Genomic DNA, 15,179 nt, shown 5'->3' with positions numbered 1-15,179 from the left:
TCGACACAGCCTCAGGATCGCGCCGTCATCCTCTTGAGGTCTCTCTATGAAGTTCTCCTCGATTCTCTTGTTGTCCCTTGGCCTGGTCAGTGGCGCAGCCATGGCCGGTGGCACCACCGAAGCCGGTGTGGGCGGCGCATTGGGCGGGGTACTCGGTTCGGTTGTCGGCCAGTCGATCGGCGGCAACACGGGCTCGGCCATCGGCGCAGCCCTGGGCGGCGCGGGCGGCAGTGCGGTGGGTGCCGACAAACGCAGCCGTGGCGAAGCCGCCATCGGTGGCGCCTTGGGTGCAGCGGGCGGCAACGTGGTTGGCCGTAGCATGGGCGGCAACACCGGCAGCCTGATCGGCGCAGCCGCCGGCGGCGGCGCGGGTGGTGCACTGGGTAACTACATGGGTAACAAGAGCGATGACGACGACCGTCGTTCGCGTAGCCGTGATAAGCGTCGGTATGACCGCGACGATCACCGTGGACGCGGGCATGCCTATGGGCATCGCAAGAACAAGCATCACTACCGTCACCGGTAAGCTCTAAAGAACACCGCATCCACTGTGTGCGGGCTTGCTCGCGAATGCGGAGTGTCAGCCAACGCATTTTAAGCTGACCCACCGCTTTCGCGAGCAAGCCCGCTGACACATTTGGCTCCGTGGTGTTAGTGGGATTGGGCTAGACCAACAACCGCTGCAACGCCTCGCGCAGCGAACCCGGAATCGTCACCGGCTGGTTCGACCCTCGATCAACAAACACATGCACAAAGCGCCCCGCCGCACAGGCCTCTTCCTCGCCTGCCTTGAACACCGCCAATTCGTACTGCACTGAGCTGTTACCCAACTTGCCCACCCGCAGGCCGATTTCGATGCGCTCCGGAAAGGCGATCGACGCAAAATAATCACACGCCGAACTCACCACAAACCCCACTACTTCACCGTCATGAATATCCAGGCCACCTTGTTCGATCAGGTAGGTATTCACCGCTGTGTCGAAGAAGCTGTAGTAAGTCACGTTGTTTACATGGCCATACACATCGTTGTCGTGCCAGCGCGTGATGATGGGCTGGAAGTGAGCGTAGTCTGCACGTTGTGCCACTGAGTCAGGCATCGGTAAGTCTCGCGAAGGTGGGTTTACAGGTCATTCAAATGGGCCTGCGCCCACTCGCGTACTTCAGCGTAAGGGTAGTCTTCCAACGCAGCGAAACCGGGAATACCCCGCGCCTTCAACTTGGTAAACAACGGCACACTGATCCCGCCGAGGAACCGTGTCAGTCGTTCCGCGCCCGGCAGTTCTCCGGTGTGCTCATGATGCCTGTGGATAAAATCACCGCACAGCCCCATGAAGTTTTTATCCACAAGCGGCGGCAAGCCTGGCGGTGGCGGCAGGTGCGCAACGTGGCCGTGGCACACGGAGCAATGCCCACAACGCAGCGGTGCGTTTTCATCGCCAAAGTACTGCGCCAGGCGCTGCCCCAGGCAGCGCTCGGTGGCGAACAGATCAAGCATGGCGTGGATCCGTGCCACTTCACCCACCTCATGCTGCTTGAAGCCTGTGTATAACTCCGCGCTCAGCACCTGCGGATCAAAATCGGTATCCAGCAGGCTGTAGACCTCCGTCATCTGCTTGCTTTCCAGCTCGATCAGGCCCTGCTCCTGGAAGTAATCCAGCGCCTTCACCACCCGGCTGCGTTCGGCATTGTGCTGTTGATAAAGCGCGTCGAAATCCACCGTCGCCCAGGTTTTCGCTCGTTTACATACCTGGATGATCGCCGCCACGAACTGCTGCCGCTCGCCGGAGAATCGCGCCAGCAAAGCCTCTGGCTCGATCAGGTACTTGAAGCGGTACTCGGCATAAAACGCGTAGCGCGGCGCAATCACGCCCTTGAGCTCCAGCTGCACCAGCAGGGTCTTCAACGGCAGTTCGCGGATATTGCTGTGGTCCGACAAAGACCTGAGCAAAAACTCCCACTGCCCATCGCCCCTCGCGGCCTGCAACTCTTCCAGCACCCGACGGATACCGTCCTGCTCCGGCGTATCGCCGTACACGAAGTTTTCCAGCACGTTGAGGCTGTCACGGTTGGCCAACACCAGGCAGTCAGACGGCTGCCCATCACGCCCCGCGCGACCGATTTCCTGGCTGTAGTTCTCGATGGACTTGGGCAGGTCGAAGTGCACCACGTTGCGGATGTCACTCTTGTCGATGCCCATGCCAAACGCGATGGTGGCGACGATGCAATTGGAGCGCCCGCCCATGAAGCGGCGCTGGATGCCCTCGCGCTTATCGTGGGGCAGACCAGCGTGATACGCCTCGGCCTCGATACCGTTGCGGTTCAAGTGCTCGGCAATCTGCTCGGCGGTTTTCTGCAGTGTGACGTAGACGATGCTGGGTTGATTGGCGCGCTCACTCATCCACTGGACCAAACGACGACGCTTGTCCGCACCGCTGACGGGTTCCACCAACAGATTGAGGTTGGGCCGGTAGAAGCCCGTGGTGACCACATCGTCCGGCGCAATGGCGAACTTCGCCTGCATGTCGGCAATCACCTTGGGCGTCGCTGTAGCTGTCAGCAACAGCGCTTGTGGGATATTGAACTGGCGCTGGTAGTCCGGCAGCTTCAGATAGTCCGGCCGGAAGTTGTGGCCCCACTCGGAAATACAGTGCGCTTCGTCCACCACCAACAACGAAATCCGCACGCTTTGCAGGAAGTTACGGAAGCGCTCGTTCTTCAAGCGCTCAACCGAGATCATCAGGATTTTCAACTCGCCCGAACGCGCACGCGCCATCACGTCATTGGCCTCATCGCGGCTCTGGGCCGAATCGATACTGCCTGCCGAAATACCGTGACGTTGCAAAAAACCAAGCTGGTCCTGCATCAACGCCAACAGCGGCGACACGACCAGCGTCAGGTGCGGCAGCAACACCGCAGACAGCTGGTAACACAGGGACTTGCCCGACCCGGTAGGAAAAATTGCCGCTGCCGAACGACCGGCCAGTACGGCGTTGACCGTTTGCTCCTGGCCCAAACGAAACTGTGGATAACCAAAGACCTGCTGGAGGGTGTCGTGCATAGGCTGTCACTCCATTGACCGCTGAACGAGCCCAAACCATAGACCAGCGTGTTCAGCGAATCGAGAAAGGTCGCAAGGAAAAAAGAGACAGGATGATACACAGGCTGAGGCATGGCCTAGGGCCGAAGTGGGAGTGTTCACTCGATTTTGTGAGAAGAATACAAACCAAATGTGGGAGCTGGCTTGCCTGCGATGGCGGTGTGTCAGTCGACATAAGTATCAACTGAACCACTGCCATCGCGGGCAAGCCCGCCCCCACACTTTTAGACCTGCGCTACGACTGAATCAGCGGTTCTGCACGCGCTCAATCGCAGTGTCATACACCGGGTTGGCCTTTTGCTCTTTCGCCAACTGGTAGTGACGCAAGGCATCCGAGAATTGCCCCGCGGCTTCGTAGATCCGCGCAATGTTGTAGTAGGCGCCTGCCCGCACGGTCGCTGCATTCGCGCCGGTCGCCAGGGCGATCGCCTTACGGTTGGCCCAGATCGACTCGGCGGTGTTGCCGGCTTTCTGATACGTCAGGCCGAGGTTGCCGTAGGCCTTCCCGAAATTATTGTCCAGATCGATGGCCTGACGAAACAGGTCAATCGCCTGGTCGAGGTTACCGGCCTGGTAAGCCGCTTCACCTTGCACGTTCAGACGCTTCGCATCGGTCTGTGCGGAAGAGCTGACAGCTACCGCCGTGACCGCCACGCTGTCATCCAGCAACCCCTTTACTTCATTGAGCACGTTCGGGGCATCAACCGTCACACCGCTGAAATTGTTGATGTCCTGGAAGTCACCACTGCCGGTCATGCGGAACACGGTCCACAGGTTACCGCTGCGGTTCTTCGGCACGTAATAAGTGCGCACCAAGGATTGACCCATGTAGACAAACACCTTGGCCTCGCTGTTGGACAGCTGGCGCGAGCCTGGATTGCCGCTGTTGGTGAAGTCATGCACGGCGTAGACGTAGCTTTCGCCGTAGTGCTTTTTCTGCAGGGTGATGGTTTCCGGGCCGTAGCTGTCGGTGTCATCCACATCCAGCTCGGCGTCGGTGCCTTTCTGGTTGCCAAAGAAGATGTTGTTGCCCGGGAAAATCATGTGGGAGTCGAGGTCTTCCGGGGTTTTACCCCAGGTCAGCACAACGCGCAGGCCGTCGAGGTTTTCCATCACCGGGCTGATGGCGTACGTCATGCCTTTGCAAGGGCACTTCACCACTAGGTTGGAATAGCCGGGCTTTTTGATGATCAGCAGATTGCTGGCATCATCGGCAGCTTCGCTGGTGAGGGTCACCTGGCCTTGAGCGTTGGTGCGGCCCACCACGTTTTGTGCGCCGTTGCGTTGCAGCAGCACTTCGGCGTCGGCGATTTTCTGGTCCTTGACCACCGCACTCAGCACCTCGATCGGCAACTGTTCGGCCTGGATCGAAAAAGCCACCGCACACAATGACATCGCCGAGGCGACACGAAGCAAACCCATGCTTAACTCCCTTTAAGTGCTGGGCGGAATCGCCCGACAAGATTTTGCGGTGCAACATACGCTGAATTCGGTGGGTTGGCGTTTTTTTTGTGCGGAATGTGACCTGGTTTTTATCTCGCCTCCCCCCGCAAGCATTGCGCTACAATTGAACATTGCGACCCAGGAGTACGCTGCAATGAGCGAACCGACGTTTGAGCAAAAACAGGATCACTACCACAAGATCCGCCGCTCCAATTATCTGGCCAGCCTGCGCCTGGAAGGGTTCGACACCCAACCGGCCGACGTCGACAAACCCTTGCCGACCCGCGAAGCGGTTCTTGCCAAGTACCGCAAAACCCCACACTGATGCTCGACAAATACGGGGTGGGCCAGGACCCATACTGCTATCCCGATAGCAGCATCCTGCGCAACCGCCTCGATTTGCGCGACGAATCACTCCTGCATCAAGCCGAGCGCGAATTATCTGAAATCGCCGTAGGCAGCCTCCCGCTCTACCCACCGCCCTACGATCTTAGCCGGCTGCAACACATACACCGCACCCTGTGCGGCGATATCTACGACTGGGCCGGTGAGCTGCGCAGCGTCAACATCCAGAAAGGCGACACCCTGTTCTGCACGCCGGAACGCATTCCGCCGGAAGCGACGAAAATCATCCAATCTATGGAACAGGCCAACTGGTATGTGGGTGCGAACCAGGCCGAACTGGTGCAGTTGATTGCCGAGGCTTATGGCGACCTCAACGTCATCCACCCTTTTCGTGAGGGCAACGGCCGGGCGCAACGGATTTTGTTCGAACAGATCATTGTGAATGCGGGGTTCTCGGTTAACTGGTGGCTGGTGAAACACGCGGCATGGATACCGGCGAACATTGATGCGGTGGCGTGTGATTATCGGGGGCTGGAGGCGATTTTTGAGCGGTGTATCAGTAAGCCGTCAGTGCTTGATCGAATCAGCACCGGTTAAACCATCGGTTTATTGCTCGAAATAACGCTCACTTCTAAGGTTTGGTCACTCGAAAACAGCACACATAAGTGCCACTACCTGCCTTGCGAACGTCTATCGCCAGCTACGCACCAACTTCACCGACACTCATCCTCTCATCATCGACACCGAAGCCACAGCAGAAGACATCCAGAGCGCCGCGAATCCGCGCTGCCACAGACTTACTGGAAACCTTCACCTGCCTGACCTACGAACACGCTGACCTCAACGATATTTCCCACATCATTAACGCCTTGTACCTGCTCGTGCGGGATGGCTGTGATCTGCTGGAAGCGGCGCAACACGTTCAACTGCCCGGCAGCCGATAACCCACCACAACCAAGTCAGCCACTGAGCCAAACCTGTGGGAGCTGGCTTGCCTGCGATAGCGGTATATCAGGCTATATTTATGCACCTGACACACCGCCATCGCGGGCCAGCCCGACTCCCACATTGAAAGGGTGTTGACCAAAAAATCACTGTCAAACCGAAAATGTCGGACAGCCCTGTGGGAGGCCGCTAAATACAACGTAGTCCTCTTCCTAAACGGCTTAAAACACCTGCTTCGCCCTCTACATAACCCCCCTTCGCATGACCGAAACTAGCGCCCTCTCAACTGCCCCGGCACTCACACATTGCTCGTCGCCCCCACAACTAACCTGGCAGCCGACTTTCCCGACGACCCCGTCATGCTTCACCTTCTGCAACTCGTGAATGAAGACGTGGGCCTGCCCAAACATCAAGCTCTCAGCTTCAGCACTTCAATAAATCATGACCTCGGATGTAGCAGCTCTGAGGCTAGAAAATTGATGGCAGCACTGAAGCAGGATTTCGGCATGAGGTTCGGAGACTACAGGAGCAATCGCTATTTCAAGCGTCGAGGCTTTGACAGGTATTTGCGACATGTGGACAGAGGCAGCAAAGGCAAAATTCCGCTCACCCTTGACATGCTCTACCAAGCCGTCAAAGCCAAACGCTGGAACACACAGGCACTCGAAGCAAGGAGATTTCAAAAGTCATGAATATCGTCCTGCAAATAGCCTGTTTCTTCGGTTTTTACCTTGTACTGCATTACCAAATCACTGACGCTATCCTGAGAAAACGCCTTGCAGTCACATGCCTCATAACCGGCCTAGCATTGACGTTCTTATTACCCTACGTGGCAGTAATCCTCAGAATGCCCTTCCTCCCTATCTTCGTATTCTTGATAGGCTTGGCACTCTTCATCACCCGCAACAAATACCGACTAAAACGCAACCCTCCCCCTCACCCACTCCCGCGTGCGCCCACCATGAACCTGGCCCCCAACTTCCCCGAAGATCCCGCGATGCAGCAGCTTCTGCAATTGCTGCACGAAGAAATCGGCCTGCCGAAACACAAGACCCTTCGCCTCGACACCTCAATCAACTTCGACCTTGGCTGCGACCGCGCCGAGGCCAAGCAATTCATGGAGGCGTTGGAGCAGGATTTTGCGGTCGACCTGGGCGACTACGACGCTTATCGTTACTTCCAGCCGCCGGTGTTTGATGTGTTCTTGAAGCACCGCGCCAAAGGGCGTGGCGATAAGGTGCCACTGACTATTGGCATGCTCTACCTGGCCATCAAAACTCACAGCTGGGACACGCAAACCCTGGAAAACCTCAGCTGAACCCAAGAACGCTGAGCGTCAAATGTGGGAGCGGGCTTGCTCGCGAATGCGGTGGATCAGTGAAAAATATTCAACCTGACACTCCGCCTTCGCGAGCAAGCCCGCTCCACATTGGTTATGCGCTAACCTGGCGAATTGCCTACCTATCAAGGACCGTACATGGACGTAATAATGGGCCTGCTGGCCGCCCTGCTCTGGGGCGGCACGGACTTCCTCGTGGGGCTCAACGCTCGGGCCGTCGGCGTTAAACGCGCCGTGTACTTCGGCCAAGCCCTCGGCTTTTTGATCATGACCCTGTTGCTGGTCATCTTCCCCGCCTACCTGTTCAAATCCCTGAATGCCCCGTTGAGCGTCTGGCTCCTGGGCATCACCGCCGCGCTGCTCACCGTCTCCGGCGCCCTCGCGCTGTCCAAGGCTTTCGCCCTGGGCAAAGCCGCCATCGTCGCGCCGCTGGTGACGTCCTACGGCGTTGTCACCACGCTGCTGTCCTGGGCCAGCGGTGAACACATCAGCCTGATCCAACTCGGCTGCATCGGCCTGTGCGTCGTCGGCGTGATCCTCTCCAGCATCCACCAAGACAACGGCGTCCCCCACAACAACCCGCGCCTGTCTATCGCCTACGCCCTGCTCGCCGCCTTGCTGTACGGCACCAGCTTCTGGCTGCAAGGCCGCTACACGTTGCCCGCACTGGGGCCGATCACCATGTTGTGGCTGGGTTACCTGGTGGGCCTGTGCGTACTGGTGGTGGTGGTGCTGAAGATCAAGGACGGCCTGAAGATTCCACCGCTGAAAAACTGCGCCACCTTGACCGGTGCGAGCTTGATGAACCTGGGCGGGTTCTCGGCATTTTCGTGGGGGGCGATGGCCGGGTCGGTGTCGGTGGTGACGGTGATCAGCACGCTGTCTGGCGGGATCGCGGCGATGCTGGGGTTTGTGTTTTTCAAGGAGCGGTTGTCGGCGGTGCAGGTCTCGGGGGTAGTGTTAGTGCTGGTCGGTGCGGTGGTTTTGCACATCGCCGACTAACGCTTGCGCACAAAAAAGCCGCCCACGAGGGGCGGCTTTTTTACAACAACCGAATCTTACAACTTAGGCCCAGCCGCCTTGATAGCATCGCTCACGTCAAACTTCTTGAAGTTCTCGGTGAACAGACCCGCCAGGGCTTTCGCCGCTTCGTCGTAGGCCGCTTTGTCGGCCCAGGTGTTGCGTGGGTTCAACAGGCCAGTCTCAACGCCCGGTACGGCCAACGGCACGTCGAGGTTGATGGTGTCCAGGTGTTCGGTTTCAGCACCGATCAACGCGCCGCTCTGGATCGCTGCGATGACGCCGCGAGTTGTCGGGATGTTGAAGCGGTTGCCGACGCCGTAGCCGCCGCCGGTCCAGCCGGTGTTGACCAGGTAGACCTTGGAGCCGAAGCCGCGGATGCGTTTGATCAGCAACTCAGCATATTCGCCGGCCGGACGCGGGAAGAACGGCGCGCCGAAGCACGTGGAGAAGGTCGACTTGATGCCGCTGCCGGAACCCATTTCGGTCGAGCCTACCAGTGCGGTGTAGCCGGACAGGAAGTGGTAGGCCGCTTGTTCTTCGCTGAGGATCGACACGGGTGGCAGTACGCCAGTCAGGTCGCAGGTCAGGAAGATCACCGCGTTTGGCTCGCCGCCCAGGTTCTTCTCGGAACGCTTGGCAACGTGCTCCAGCGGGTAAGCGGCGCGGCTGTTCTGGGTCAGGCTGACGTTGGTGTAGTCGGCGTGCTTGGCATCGTCGATAACCACGTTTTCCAGCACAGCGCCATGCTTGATGGCTTTCCAGATGACTGGCTCGTTCTTCTCGGAGAGGTCGATGCACTTGGCATAGCAACCGCCTTCGATGTTGAACACCACGCCTTCGCCCCAGCCGTGTTCGTCGTCACCGATCAGGTAACGGCTTTCGTCGGCCGACAGGGTGGTTTTACCGGTGCCCGACAGGCCGAAGAACAAGGTCACGTCGCCTGCTTCGCCAATGTTGGCGGCGCAGTGCATCGGCAGTACGTCGCAAGCCGGCAACAGGAAGTTCTGTACCGAGAACATGGCTTTCTTCATTTCACCGGCGTAACGCATACCGGCGATCAGCACTTTCTTCTGGGCGAAGTTGAGGATCACGCAACCGTCGGAGTTAGTGCCGTCACGCTCAGGCACGCATTCAAAGTTGGCCACGTTGAGCACCTGCCACTCGTCACGACCGGCCGGGTTGTACTGGGCCGGGTTGATGAACAGGCAACGACCGAACAGGTTCTGCCAGGCAGTCTGGGTGGTCATCTTCACGGCCAGGTAGTGGTCTTCGGAAGCACCTACATGGACGTGGGAAACGAAATGCTCTTGCGCGTTGTTGAATGCCTCGACACGAGCCCACAGGGCATCGAACTTGTCGGCCGGGAACTTGCGGTTGATCGGGCCCCAGGCAATGGCGTCCTGGGTGGAAGGCTCTTCAACGATGAAACGGTCGACCGGCGAACGACCGGTACGGTGACCCGTTTCTACGACCAGTGCGCCAGTATCGGCAAGCACGCCTTCACCGCGCTGCAGGGCTTCTTTAACCAGATCATCAACACTCAGATCGGTGTATACGGCGTTGTTGGCTTGCGTCATGAGGTTCCCCGTCGGCCTATGGCCGAGTGCTCCAAACGTTTTGTAGTAGAAAGTTGCGCACTACTACCGCGAAAAAAGTGGGCCGGATTATGCCAGAAAAGCCCAAAAAAAGTAGGGCCCTCCCGTCAGAACAGCGCTAAACCGGCAATTGTCAGGTGATTCACCTGTGCTTAAACGTTTTAGTGGCGGGTGTTGGAAGGGGTATCGATGCCTGCGCCGGCGAACAATTGGGCGACATCGGCCGCATCGAACAGGTAGCGCTGGTTGCAGAACTGGCAGTCGATCTCGATGTTGCCGCCGTGCTCGACCACCAGATCCTGGGCATCTTCCAGGCCCAGGCTGACCAAGGCATTGGCTGAGCGTTCACGGGAGCAGCTGCAACGGAAGCGCAGGCCCTGTGCGTCAAACAAGCGCACGGCCTCTTCGTGGTACAGGCGATGCAGGATGGTTTCGTTGTCCAAGCCCAGCAGCTCTTCAGCCGTCAGCGTACCGGCAAGGGCGGTCAGCTTGCGCCAGCTATCGGTGCGCTCATCGTCGTCCTTGATGCGGTCAGCCGGCAACTGTTGCAACAACAGGCCGCGAGCACGCTTGCCGTCGGCGTTGAGCCAGAACTTGGTGCCGACTTGCTGGGACATCACGAAGTAGTTGGTGAAGCAGTCCGACAGGGTTTCGCCGTCGAGGTCGACGATGCCTTGGTAGCGTTGGCCTTCGGTTGGGTCGACGGTGATCGCCAGCACGCCGTTGGCCATCAGGTCGGACAAGGTGGCGTCCGGGGCAATCTGGTCGGCGTCGTAACGGGCCAGGCCACGGATTTCGCGTTCGCTGGAGCACTCGATCATCAGCATCGGGACCGGACCTTCAGACCGCGCCTGCAAAATAAGCAGACCGTCGAATTTCATCGTGCCCACCAGCAGCGAGGCGGCCGCCATCAGCTCGCCGAGCAGTTGCGCAACCGGCTCCGGATAAGGGTGCTTGGCAAGGACTTCGGCATAGCTGCGCTCCAGCGAGACCAGTTCGCCGCGGGCATCGTTCTCGTCGAAGATGAAGCGTTGGGTGAAGTCGGTATCCGGTAGATCAGTCATAGGTCTGGGTATCTGAATTGATGACAAATTGATTACAAAGTTTATAGAATTAAACGCTTTAGCACCGTTTTGGTGCTGTTTTCTAGAGCCGTGGGGTACAGTTTATGAACAATCCGGGTTTGTTCCAAGCCAAGTGGAACCTCGGGGGATGGGCCTGGTGCAATCTACTCGCGATCGGGCTGCTGTGTTTTTGGCTGTGGCCCACGGGCCAGATGCTGTGTGTGGTTTTCGACGAGTGGCTGTTTCATCTGCTCAATGAACCGCTCGCGAGCAACTCCACATGGCTGCACGTGTGGGCCGTGGCCAGTTTGCGACCGTTCGACGCAGTGGTCGGCGTGATTCTGCTGCTGCTGTTGATTCGCGGTGATTGGGTATTCAAGGCCGTGCAGGTGCGCCAGGCACTGTTCGGTTTTGTCGGAATTCTGCTGCTGTTGCTGTTTATCCGCATGCTGTTTTCCAAATTCGCGGCACACATGGGCTGGCAACACAGTAGCCCGTCGATGGTAATCAGCGGGGCGATCCAGATGAGCGACTACTTCCCAGGGCTGGAAAAGACGTGGGAACTGAAGGACCGTTCGAGCCAGAGTTTCCCGGGGGATCACGCTTCGGTGCTGTTGATCTGGGGGATGTTCATGACGGTGTTCGCCAAGCGCACCGGCCAGGTGCTGGTGATTTGGGGCCTGGCACTGTTGTTCATGATGCCGCGCCTGGTGGCGGGGGCGCACTGGGGGCAGGACGACTACATCGGTGGTGTGTTGCTGGCACTGTTGGCGCTGGGGTGGGGGTATTACACACCGTTTGCGGCCAAGGTGTCGGGTGGGTTGTTGCGGGTGACGGCACCCGTCTTCCGGCTGTTTCAACGAGTGCCACTGATTAGTCGGCTAAGCGTCATACGCTTGTAGTAATGAGCGGGCTTGCCCCGCGCTGGGTCAGTCATCATTGCCACTGCCGCGAAACTTGAACAAGTCGCGGCGCTGCTTCTTGCTCGGTTTGCCATCGGTGGTCATGCCGATACCGCCGGCCTTTCGCATCGCCGCCGCATTTTCACGCTTAGCAATACTGGCTTCGGTCTCGGTGTACAGCGCCTGCGCTTCAGGCGCCCCACGGCGCACGATGGAAAGCGCCTGGACCACGACCGTTTTTTCATCAAACCCGGTACGAATCTGAAATTCATCCCCGACGCGCGGTTCCTTGCCCGGCTTGCAGCGCTCGCCACGATGATGCACCTTGCCACTCTCGATGGCAGCCTTCGCCAGGGCACGGGTTTTATAGAAGCGCGCAGCCCACAGCCACTTGTCCAGACGGACTTTTTCTTCCTCTTCCTGCTTTTGAGCCACTTGAATTCCTCGCTCTGAAAAATGTCGCAACTTTAACGTTGAAACCCTTCGACGCATAAACCCTAAGGCTCACCTAAGATACGCCAGGTAGCACTCTGTTTTCGCGAGGATACGCTGTGACCGACTTTCCCACTTCACTCACCTCGCCTGACCAGCGCTGCGTGGGCTGCCAGCAAAGCGAACCCTTGGGGTTCGATTTTGCGTTCGCCTATCAGCCTATCGTAGACCTTCGGGACCATTCGATCTTCGCCCACGAAGCCCTGGTGCGCGGCACGCAAGGCGAAGGGGCGCTGTCTGTGCTGGACCAGGTCGACGAAAGCAACCGCTACCGTTTCGACCAACGCTGCCGAACCCAAGCGATCGCCGGGGCGGCGGCCCTGGGTATGCAAACCCATCTTTCTATCAACTTTATGCCTAACGCCGTGTACCGCCCGGAGTTGTGTATCCGCAGTACCCTGGAAGCTGCCCGCGCGCATGATTTTCCGCTGGACCGGCTGATTTTCGAGACACTCGAAAGCGAGCACGTAGATAACAATCGCCATTTGACGAATATTCTGCGTGAATACCGCGAATTCGGCTTCAAGACCGCCATCGACGACTTCGGTGCGGGTTATTCAGGGCTGAGTTTGCTGGCCGATTTTCAACCTGACTTGATCAAACTTGACATGACGCTGATTCGCGATGTCGATCAGGATCGTGTCCGACAGATCATCGTCCGGGGGATTGTCACAATCTGTGAGCAGTTAGGAGTTACTGTCATTGCCGAAGGCATCGAAAGTGCTGGTGAGCGTGACTTCCTTTCCGACTGCGGAATATTTCTGATGCAGGGTTATTGGTTCGCCAAGCCTGCATTCAAAGCCCTGGCTGAGGTTTCACCCCAGGCCTGGGCGAATCGATCGGTTACCCATATTGAAGACATTTGACCATTTGACCGTTGTAGGTCTGCGTGAGTGGGTGGCACTTCCCGACCTGGGAGTGGCAGGCCTGCGCGCGAAGATCGACACCGGTGCCAGTACCTCCAGCCTCCACGCCACCGATATCGAGCCTTTTGAGCGCGACGGCGAGAAATGGGTGCGCTTTACCGCGCATCTGGGCAGCATTGTGCAACTGCGCCACCGCCGCTGCGAGGCGCAGTTGGTGACGATGAAAACCATCAAAAGCTCCAACGGCCACGCGCAGGTGCGCTACGTGATCAGCACAACCCTGGCGCTGGGTGATCGGGTATGGCGGGTGGAATTCACCCTCGCGTGCCGCAAGGCCATGCGTTATCGCCTGTTACTGGGTTCCAAGGCGCTGATTGACGGCCAATTGGTGGTCAATCCAGGTGTCAAGTACGTTCAAGACAAGCCGGTGTTCCCGGTCTCTACTATTTCTGCCCCAGGTGCTGCATGAAGATTGCTGTGCTGTCGCGAAACCCGCGTCTGTATTCCACCCGCCGCCTGGTTGAGGCCGGCACTGAACGTGGCCACGAAATGGTGGTGATCGACACGTTGCGTGCCTATATGAACATTGCCAGCCATAAGCCGCAGATCCATTACCGGGGTAAACCGCTGGAGGGGTTTGATGCAGTGATCCCTCGCATCGGAGCTTCGGTGACGTTTTATGGCTGCGCGGTATTGCGCCAGTTTGAAATGATGGGGGTATCGCCCCTCAACGAATCGGTCGCCATTGCCCGCTCTCGGGACAAGTTGCGCTCGCTGCAGCTGCTTTCACGCCGAGGCATCGGCCTGCCAGTGACCGGTTTTGCCCACTCTCCCGACGACATTCCCGACCTGATCGAGATGGTCAATGGCGCACCGCTGGTGATCAAGGTACTGGAAGGCACCCAGGGCATAGGTGTGGTGCTGTGTGAAACCGCGACGGCGGCGGAATCCGTGATCGAGGCATTCATGGGCCTCAAGCAGAACATCATGGTGCAGGAATACATCAAGGAAGCCGGCGGCGCCGATATCCGCTGCTTCGTGGTGGGTGACAAGGTGATTGCGGCGATGAAGCGTCAGGCCAAGCCGGGGGAGTTCCGCTCCAATTTGCACCGCGGTGGTAGTGCCAGCCTGATCAAGATCACCCCCGAGGAACGCATGACCGCGCTGCGGGCGGCGAAGGTGATGGGTTTGAGCGTGGCGGGTGTGGATATCTTGCGCTCCAACCATGGACCACTGGTGATGGAGGTGAATTCATCGCCGGGGCTGGAAGGGATCGAGACCACAACGGGCAAGGATGTGGCGGGGATCATCATTCAGCATTTGGAGAAGAGTGGCGGAGCGAATATGACTCGGACCAAGGGTAAAGGGTAAGAGCAGCGACAAGCTTCAAGCTAAAAGCTGCAGGAGAAGACAGATTGCTTTTGCTCTTTCTTGCAGCTGATAGCTTGAAGCTTGTCGCTGCTCCTATACCGCATCTCTGGGCAACATCAAGCCCAGCGGCAAACGCACTCGCGCCTCTAACCCTCCCTCTTCGCGGTTACGCAACTCAACATTGCCGCCATGCATCGAGGCAATCCGCCGCACAATTGCCAACCCCAGACCAGTACCCTTACCACCCCGAGCACGGTCGCCGCGGGTGAAAGGGTTGAAGATACCCTCCAGCTCGTCCGGGTCGATGCCCGCGCCCCGGTCCATGACGCTCAGCACCACATAGGGCGCAGCACTGTCGCCGGATACATACGCCGCCACTTCCACATCGGAACCGGCGTGATGCAAAGCGTTACCGATCAGGTTGTTCAACAGGCGCTTCATCGAGACCCGCCGCAACGCAAAAGGCTGGATCGGCTCAAGGCGCATGCGCACCTGCTCACCGTTCTGGTTGTAGGGCGCGACCACCTCACGCACCAGGTCAGTCAGATCGACCTCTTCCACCACCTCATCCCGGCCATCGCGGATGAACGCGAGGAACTGGTCGAGAATAGCGTCCATGTCCTCAATGTCACGGACCATGTCATCGGTCAGATCGCTATGGTTGCCCATCAACTCCAGAGACAAGCGCAGCCGCGTC

The 15,179-nt window shown here is 58.4% G+C and carries 17 protein-coding genes and 1 pseudogene; 11 read left to right on the top strand and 7 right to left on the bottom strand.

The features are described from left to right. The first annotated feature begins 46 nt into the window (after nt 1-46). Nucleotides 47-526, top strand: coding sequence for a YMGG-like glycine zipper-containing protein (locus AACY30_RS24430; RefSeq protein ID WP_339419938.1), 480 nt, complete (start codon nt 47-49; stop codon nt 524-526). Between the two features lie 139 nt (nt 527-665). Here the strand turns inward: AACY30_RS24430 and AACY30_RS24425 are convergent, their stop codons facing one another. The 3 genes from AACY30_RS24425 to AACY30_RS24415 all read right to left on the bottom strand — a co-directional run bounded on the left by AACY30_RS24425 (nt 666) and on the right by AACY30_RS24415 (nt 4,519). Beyond that, nucleotides 666-1,097 carry an acyl-CoA thioesterase gene (locus AACY30_RS24425; RefSeq protein ID WP_339469121.1) on the bottom strand — a complete coding sequence of 144 codons (432 nt, stop codon included), beginning with the start codon at nt 1,095-1,097 and terminating at the stop codon, nt 666-668. A 23-nt stretch (nt 1,098-1,120) separates the two neighbouring features. Next, on the bottom strand, nt 1,121-3,058 hold the full coding sequence (locus tag AACY30_RS24420; RefSeq protein WP_339469120.1) for a RecQ family ATP-dependent DNA helicase: 1,938 nt from the start codon (nt 3,056-3,058) through the stop codon (nt 1,121-1,123). 285 nt (nt 3,059-3,343) lie between these two features. Next, nucleotides 3,344-4,519: a tetratricopeptide repeat protein gene (locus tag AACY30_RS24415; protein WP_339541245.1), complete on the bottom strand. Its 1,176-nt coding sequence runs from the start codon at nt 4,517-4,519 to the stop codon at nt 3,344-3,346. A 175-nt stretch (nt 4,520-4,694) separates the two neighbouring features. Here AACY30_RS24415 and AACY30_RS24410 point away from each other — a divergent pair, with 175 nt between their 5' ends. The 6 genes and pseudogenes from AACY30_RS24410 (at nt 4,695) to AACY30_RS24385 (ending at nt 8,171) form a co-directional block, all read left to right on the top strand. After that, a complete protein-coding gene (locus AACY30_RS24410) occupies nt 4,695-4,865 on the top strand; it encodes a YhfG family protein (protein ID WP_096236773.1) in 171 nt (56 codons plus the stop codon). Continuing rightward, entirely contained in the window at nt 4,865-5,482 is a 618-nt protein-coding gene (locus AACY30_RS24405) for a putative adenosine monophosphate-protein transferase Fic (RefSeq protein WP_339541244.1), read from the top strand. The genes AACY30_RS24410 and AACY30_RS24405 overlap by 1 nt, the downstream gene beginning before the upstream one ends. 64 nt (nt 5,483-5,546) lie before the next feature. Then, nucleotides 5,547-5,829 (top strand): annotated as a pseudogene (locus AACY30_RS24400) (hypothetical protein). A gap of 360 nt (nt 5,830-6,189) precedes the next feature. Further along, a complete protein-coding gene (locus AACY30_RS24395) occupies nt 6,190-6,522 on the top strand; it encodes a DUF1493 family protein (protein ID WP_339469117.1) in 333 nt (110 codons plus the stop codon). Between the two features lie 269 nt (nt 6,523-6,791). After that, nucleotides 6,792-7,148 carry a DUF1493 family protein gene (locus AACY30_RS24390; RefSeq protein WP_064450201.1) on the top strand — a complete coding sequence of 119 codons (357 nt, stop codon included), beginning with the start codon at nt 6,792-6,794 and terminating at the stop codon, nt 7,146-7,148. Nucleotides 7,149-7,307: 159 nt separating this feature from the next. Next, nucleotides 7,308-8,171 (top strand): EamA family transporter, encoded by an 864-nt coding sequence (locus AACY30_RS24385; RefSeq protein ID WP_339469115.1) that lies wholly within the window; start codon nt 7,308-7,310, stop codon nt 8,169-8,171. 56 nt (nt 8,172-8,227) lie between these two features. On the opposite strand, the gene AACY30_RS24380 is transcribed toward AACY30_RS24385, so the two are convergent. Beyond that, complete coding sequence (locus tag AACY30_RS24380; protein WP_339469114.1) at nt 8,228-9,769, bottom strand: phosphoenolpyruvate carboxykinase; 1,542 nt, start codon at nt 9,767-9,769, stop codon at nt 8,228-8,230. Nucleotides 9,770-9,948: 179 nt separating this feature from the next. Then, on the bottom strand, nt 9,949-10,851 hold the full coding sequence (gene hslO, locus AACY30_RS24375; protein ID WP_339419930.1) for an Hsp33 family molecular chaperone HslO: 903 nt from the start codon (nt 10,849-10,851) through the stop codon (nt 9,949-9,951). Nucleotides 10,852-10,955: 104 nt separating this feature from the next. On the opposite strand from hslO, the gene AACY30_RS24370 reads away from it, so the two are divergent. Next, nucleotides 10,956-11,753 carry a phosphatase PAP2 family protein gene (locus tag AACY30_RS24370; RefSeq protein ID WP_339469113.1) on the top strand — a complete coding sequence of 266 codons (798 nt, stop codon included), beginning with the start codon at nt 10,956-10,958 and terminating at the stop codon, nt 11,751-11,753. 27 nt (nt 11,754-11,780) lie between these two features. Here the strand turns inward: AACY30_RS24370 and AACY30_RS24365 are convergent, their stop codons facing one another. Then, nucleotides 11,781-12,188 carry an RNA-binding S4 domain-containing protein gene (locus AACY30_RS24365; protein ID WP_065875839.1) on the bottom strand — a complete coding sequence of 136 codons (408 nt, stop codon included), beginning with the start codon at nt 12,186-12,188 and terminating at the stop codon, nt 11,781-11,783. A gap of 116 nt (nt 12,189-12,304) precedes the next feature. On the opposite strand from AACY30_RS24365, the gene rimA reads away from it, so the two are divergent. Genes rimA through rimK form a run of 3 tightly spaced genes read left to right on the top strand, consistent with a single transcriptional unit; the run spans nt 12,305 to nt 14,482 of the window. Further along, a complete protein-coding gene (gene rimA / locus AACY30_RS24360) occupies nt 12,305-13,111 on the top strand; it encodes a S6 modification regulatory phosphodiesterase RimA (RefSeq protein WP_339469111.1) in 807 nt (268 codons plus the stop codon). Continuing rightward, nucleotides 13,098-13,580 (top strand): retropepsin-like aspartic endopeptidase RimB, encoded by a 483-nt coding sequence (rimB, locus tag AACY30_RS24355; protein ID WP_445261454.1) that lies wholly within the window; start codon nt 13,098-13,100, stop codon nt 13,578-13,580. The genes rimA and rimB overlap by 14 nt, the downstream gene beginning before the upstream one ends. Next, entirely contained in the window at nt 13,577-14,482 is a 906-nt protein-coding gene (rimK, locus tag AACY30_RS24350; protein ID WP_049710586.1) for a 30S ribosomal protein S6--L-glutamate ligase, read from the top strand. The genes rimB and rimK overlap by 4 nt, the downstream gene beginning before the upstream one ends. Before the next feature lie 93 nt (nt 14,483-14,575). On the opposite strand, the gene AACY30_RS24345 is transcribed toward rimK, so the two are convergent. Then, nucleotides 14,576-15,179, bottom strand: a 604-nt coding sequence (locus tag AACY30_RS24345) for an ATP-binding protein (protein WP_339541243.1), incomplete at its 5' end; no start/stop codon positions are given.

The sequence above is a fragment of the Pseudomonas sp. RA_5y_Pfl1_P24 genome (genome assembly GCF_963970945.1).
In the GTDB taxonomy this organism is placed as follows: domain Bacteria; phylum Pseudomonadota; class Gammaproteobacteria; order Pseudomonadales; family Pseudomonadaceae; genus Aquipseudomonas; species Aquipseudomonas tritici.
This window is presented reverse-complemented; position numbering and strand designations above follow the sequence as displayed.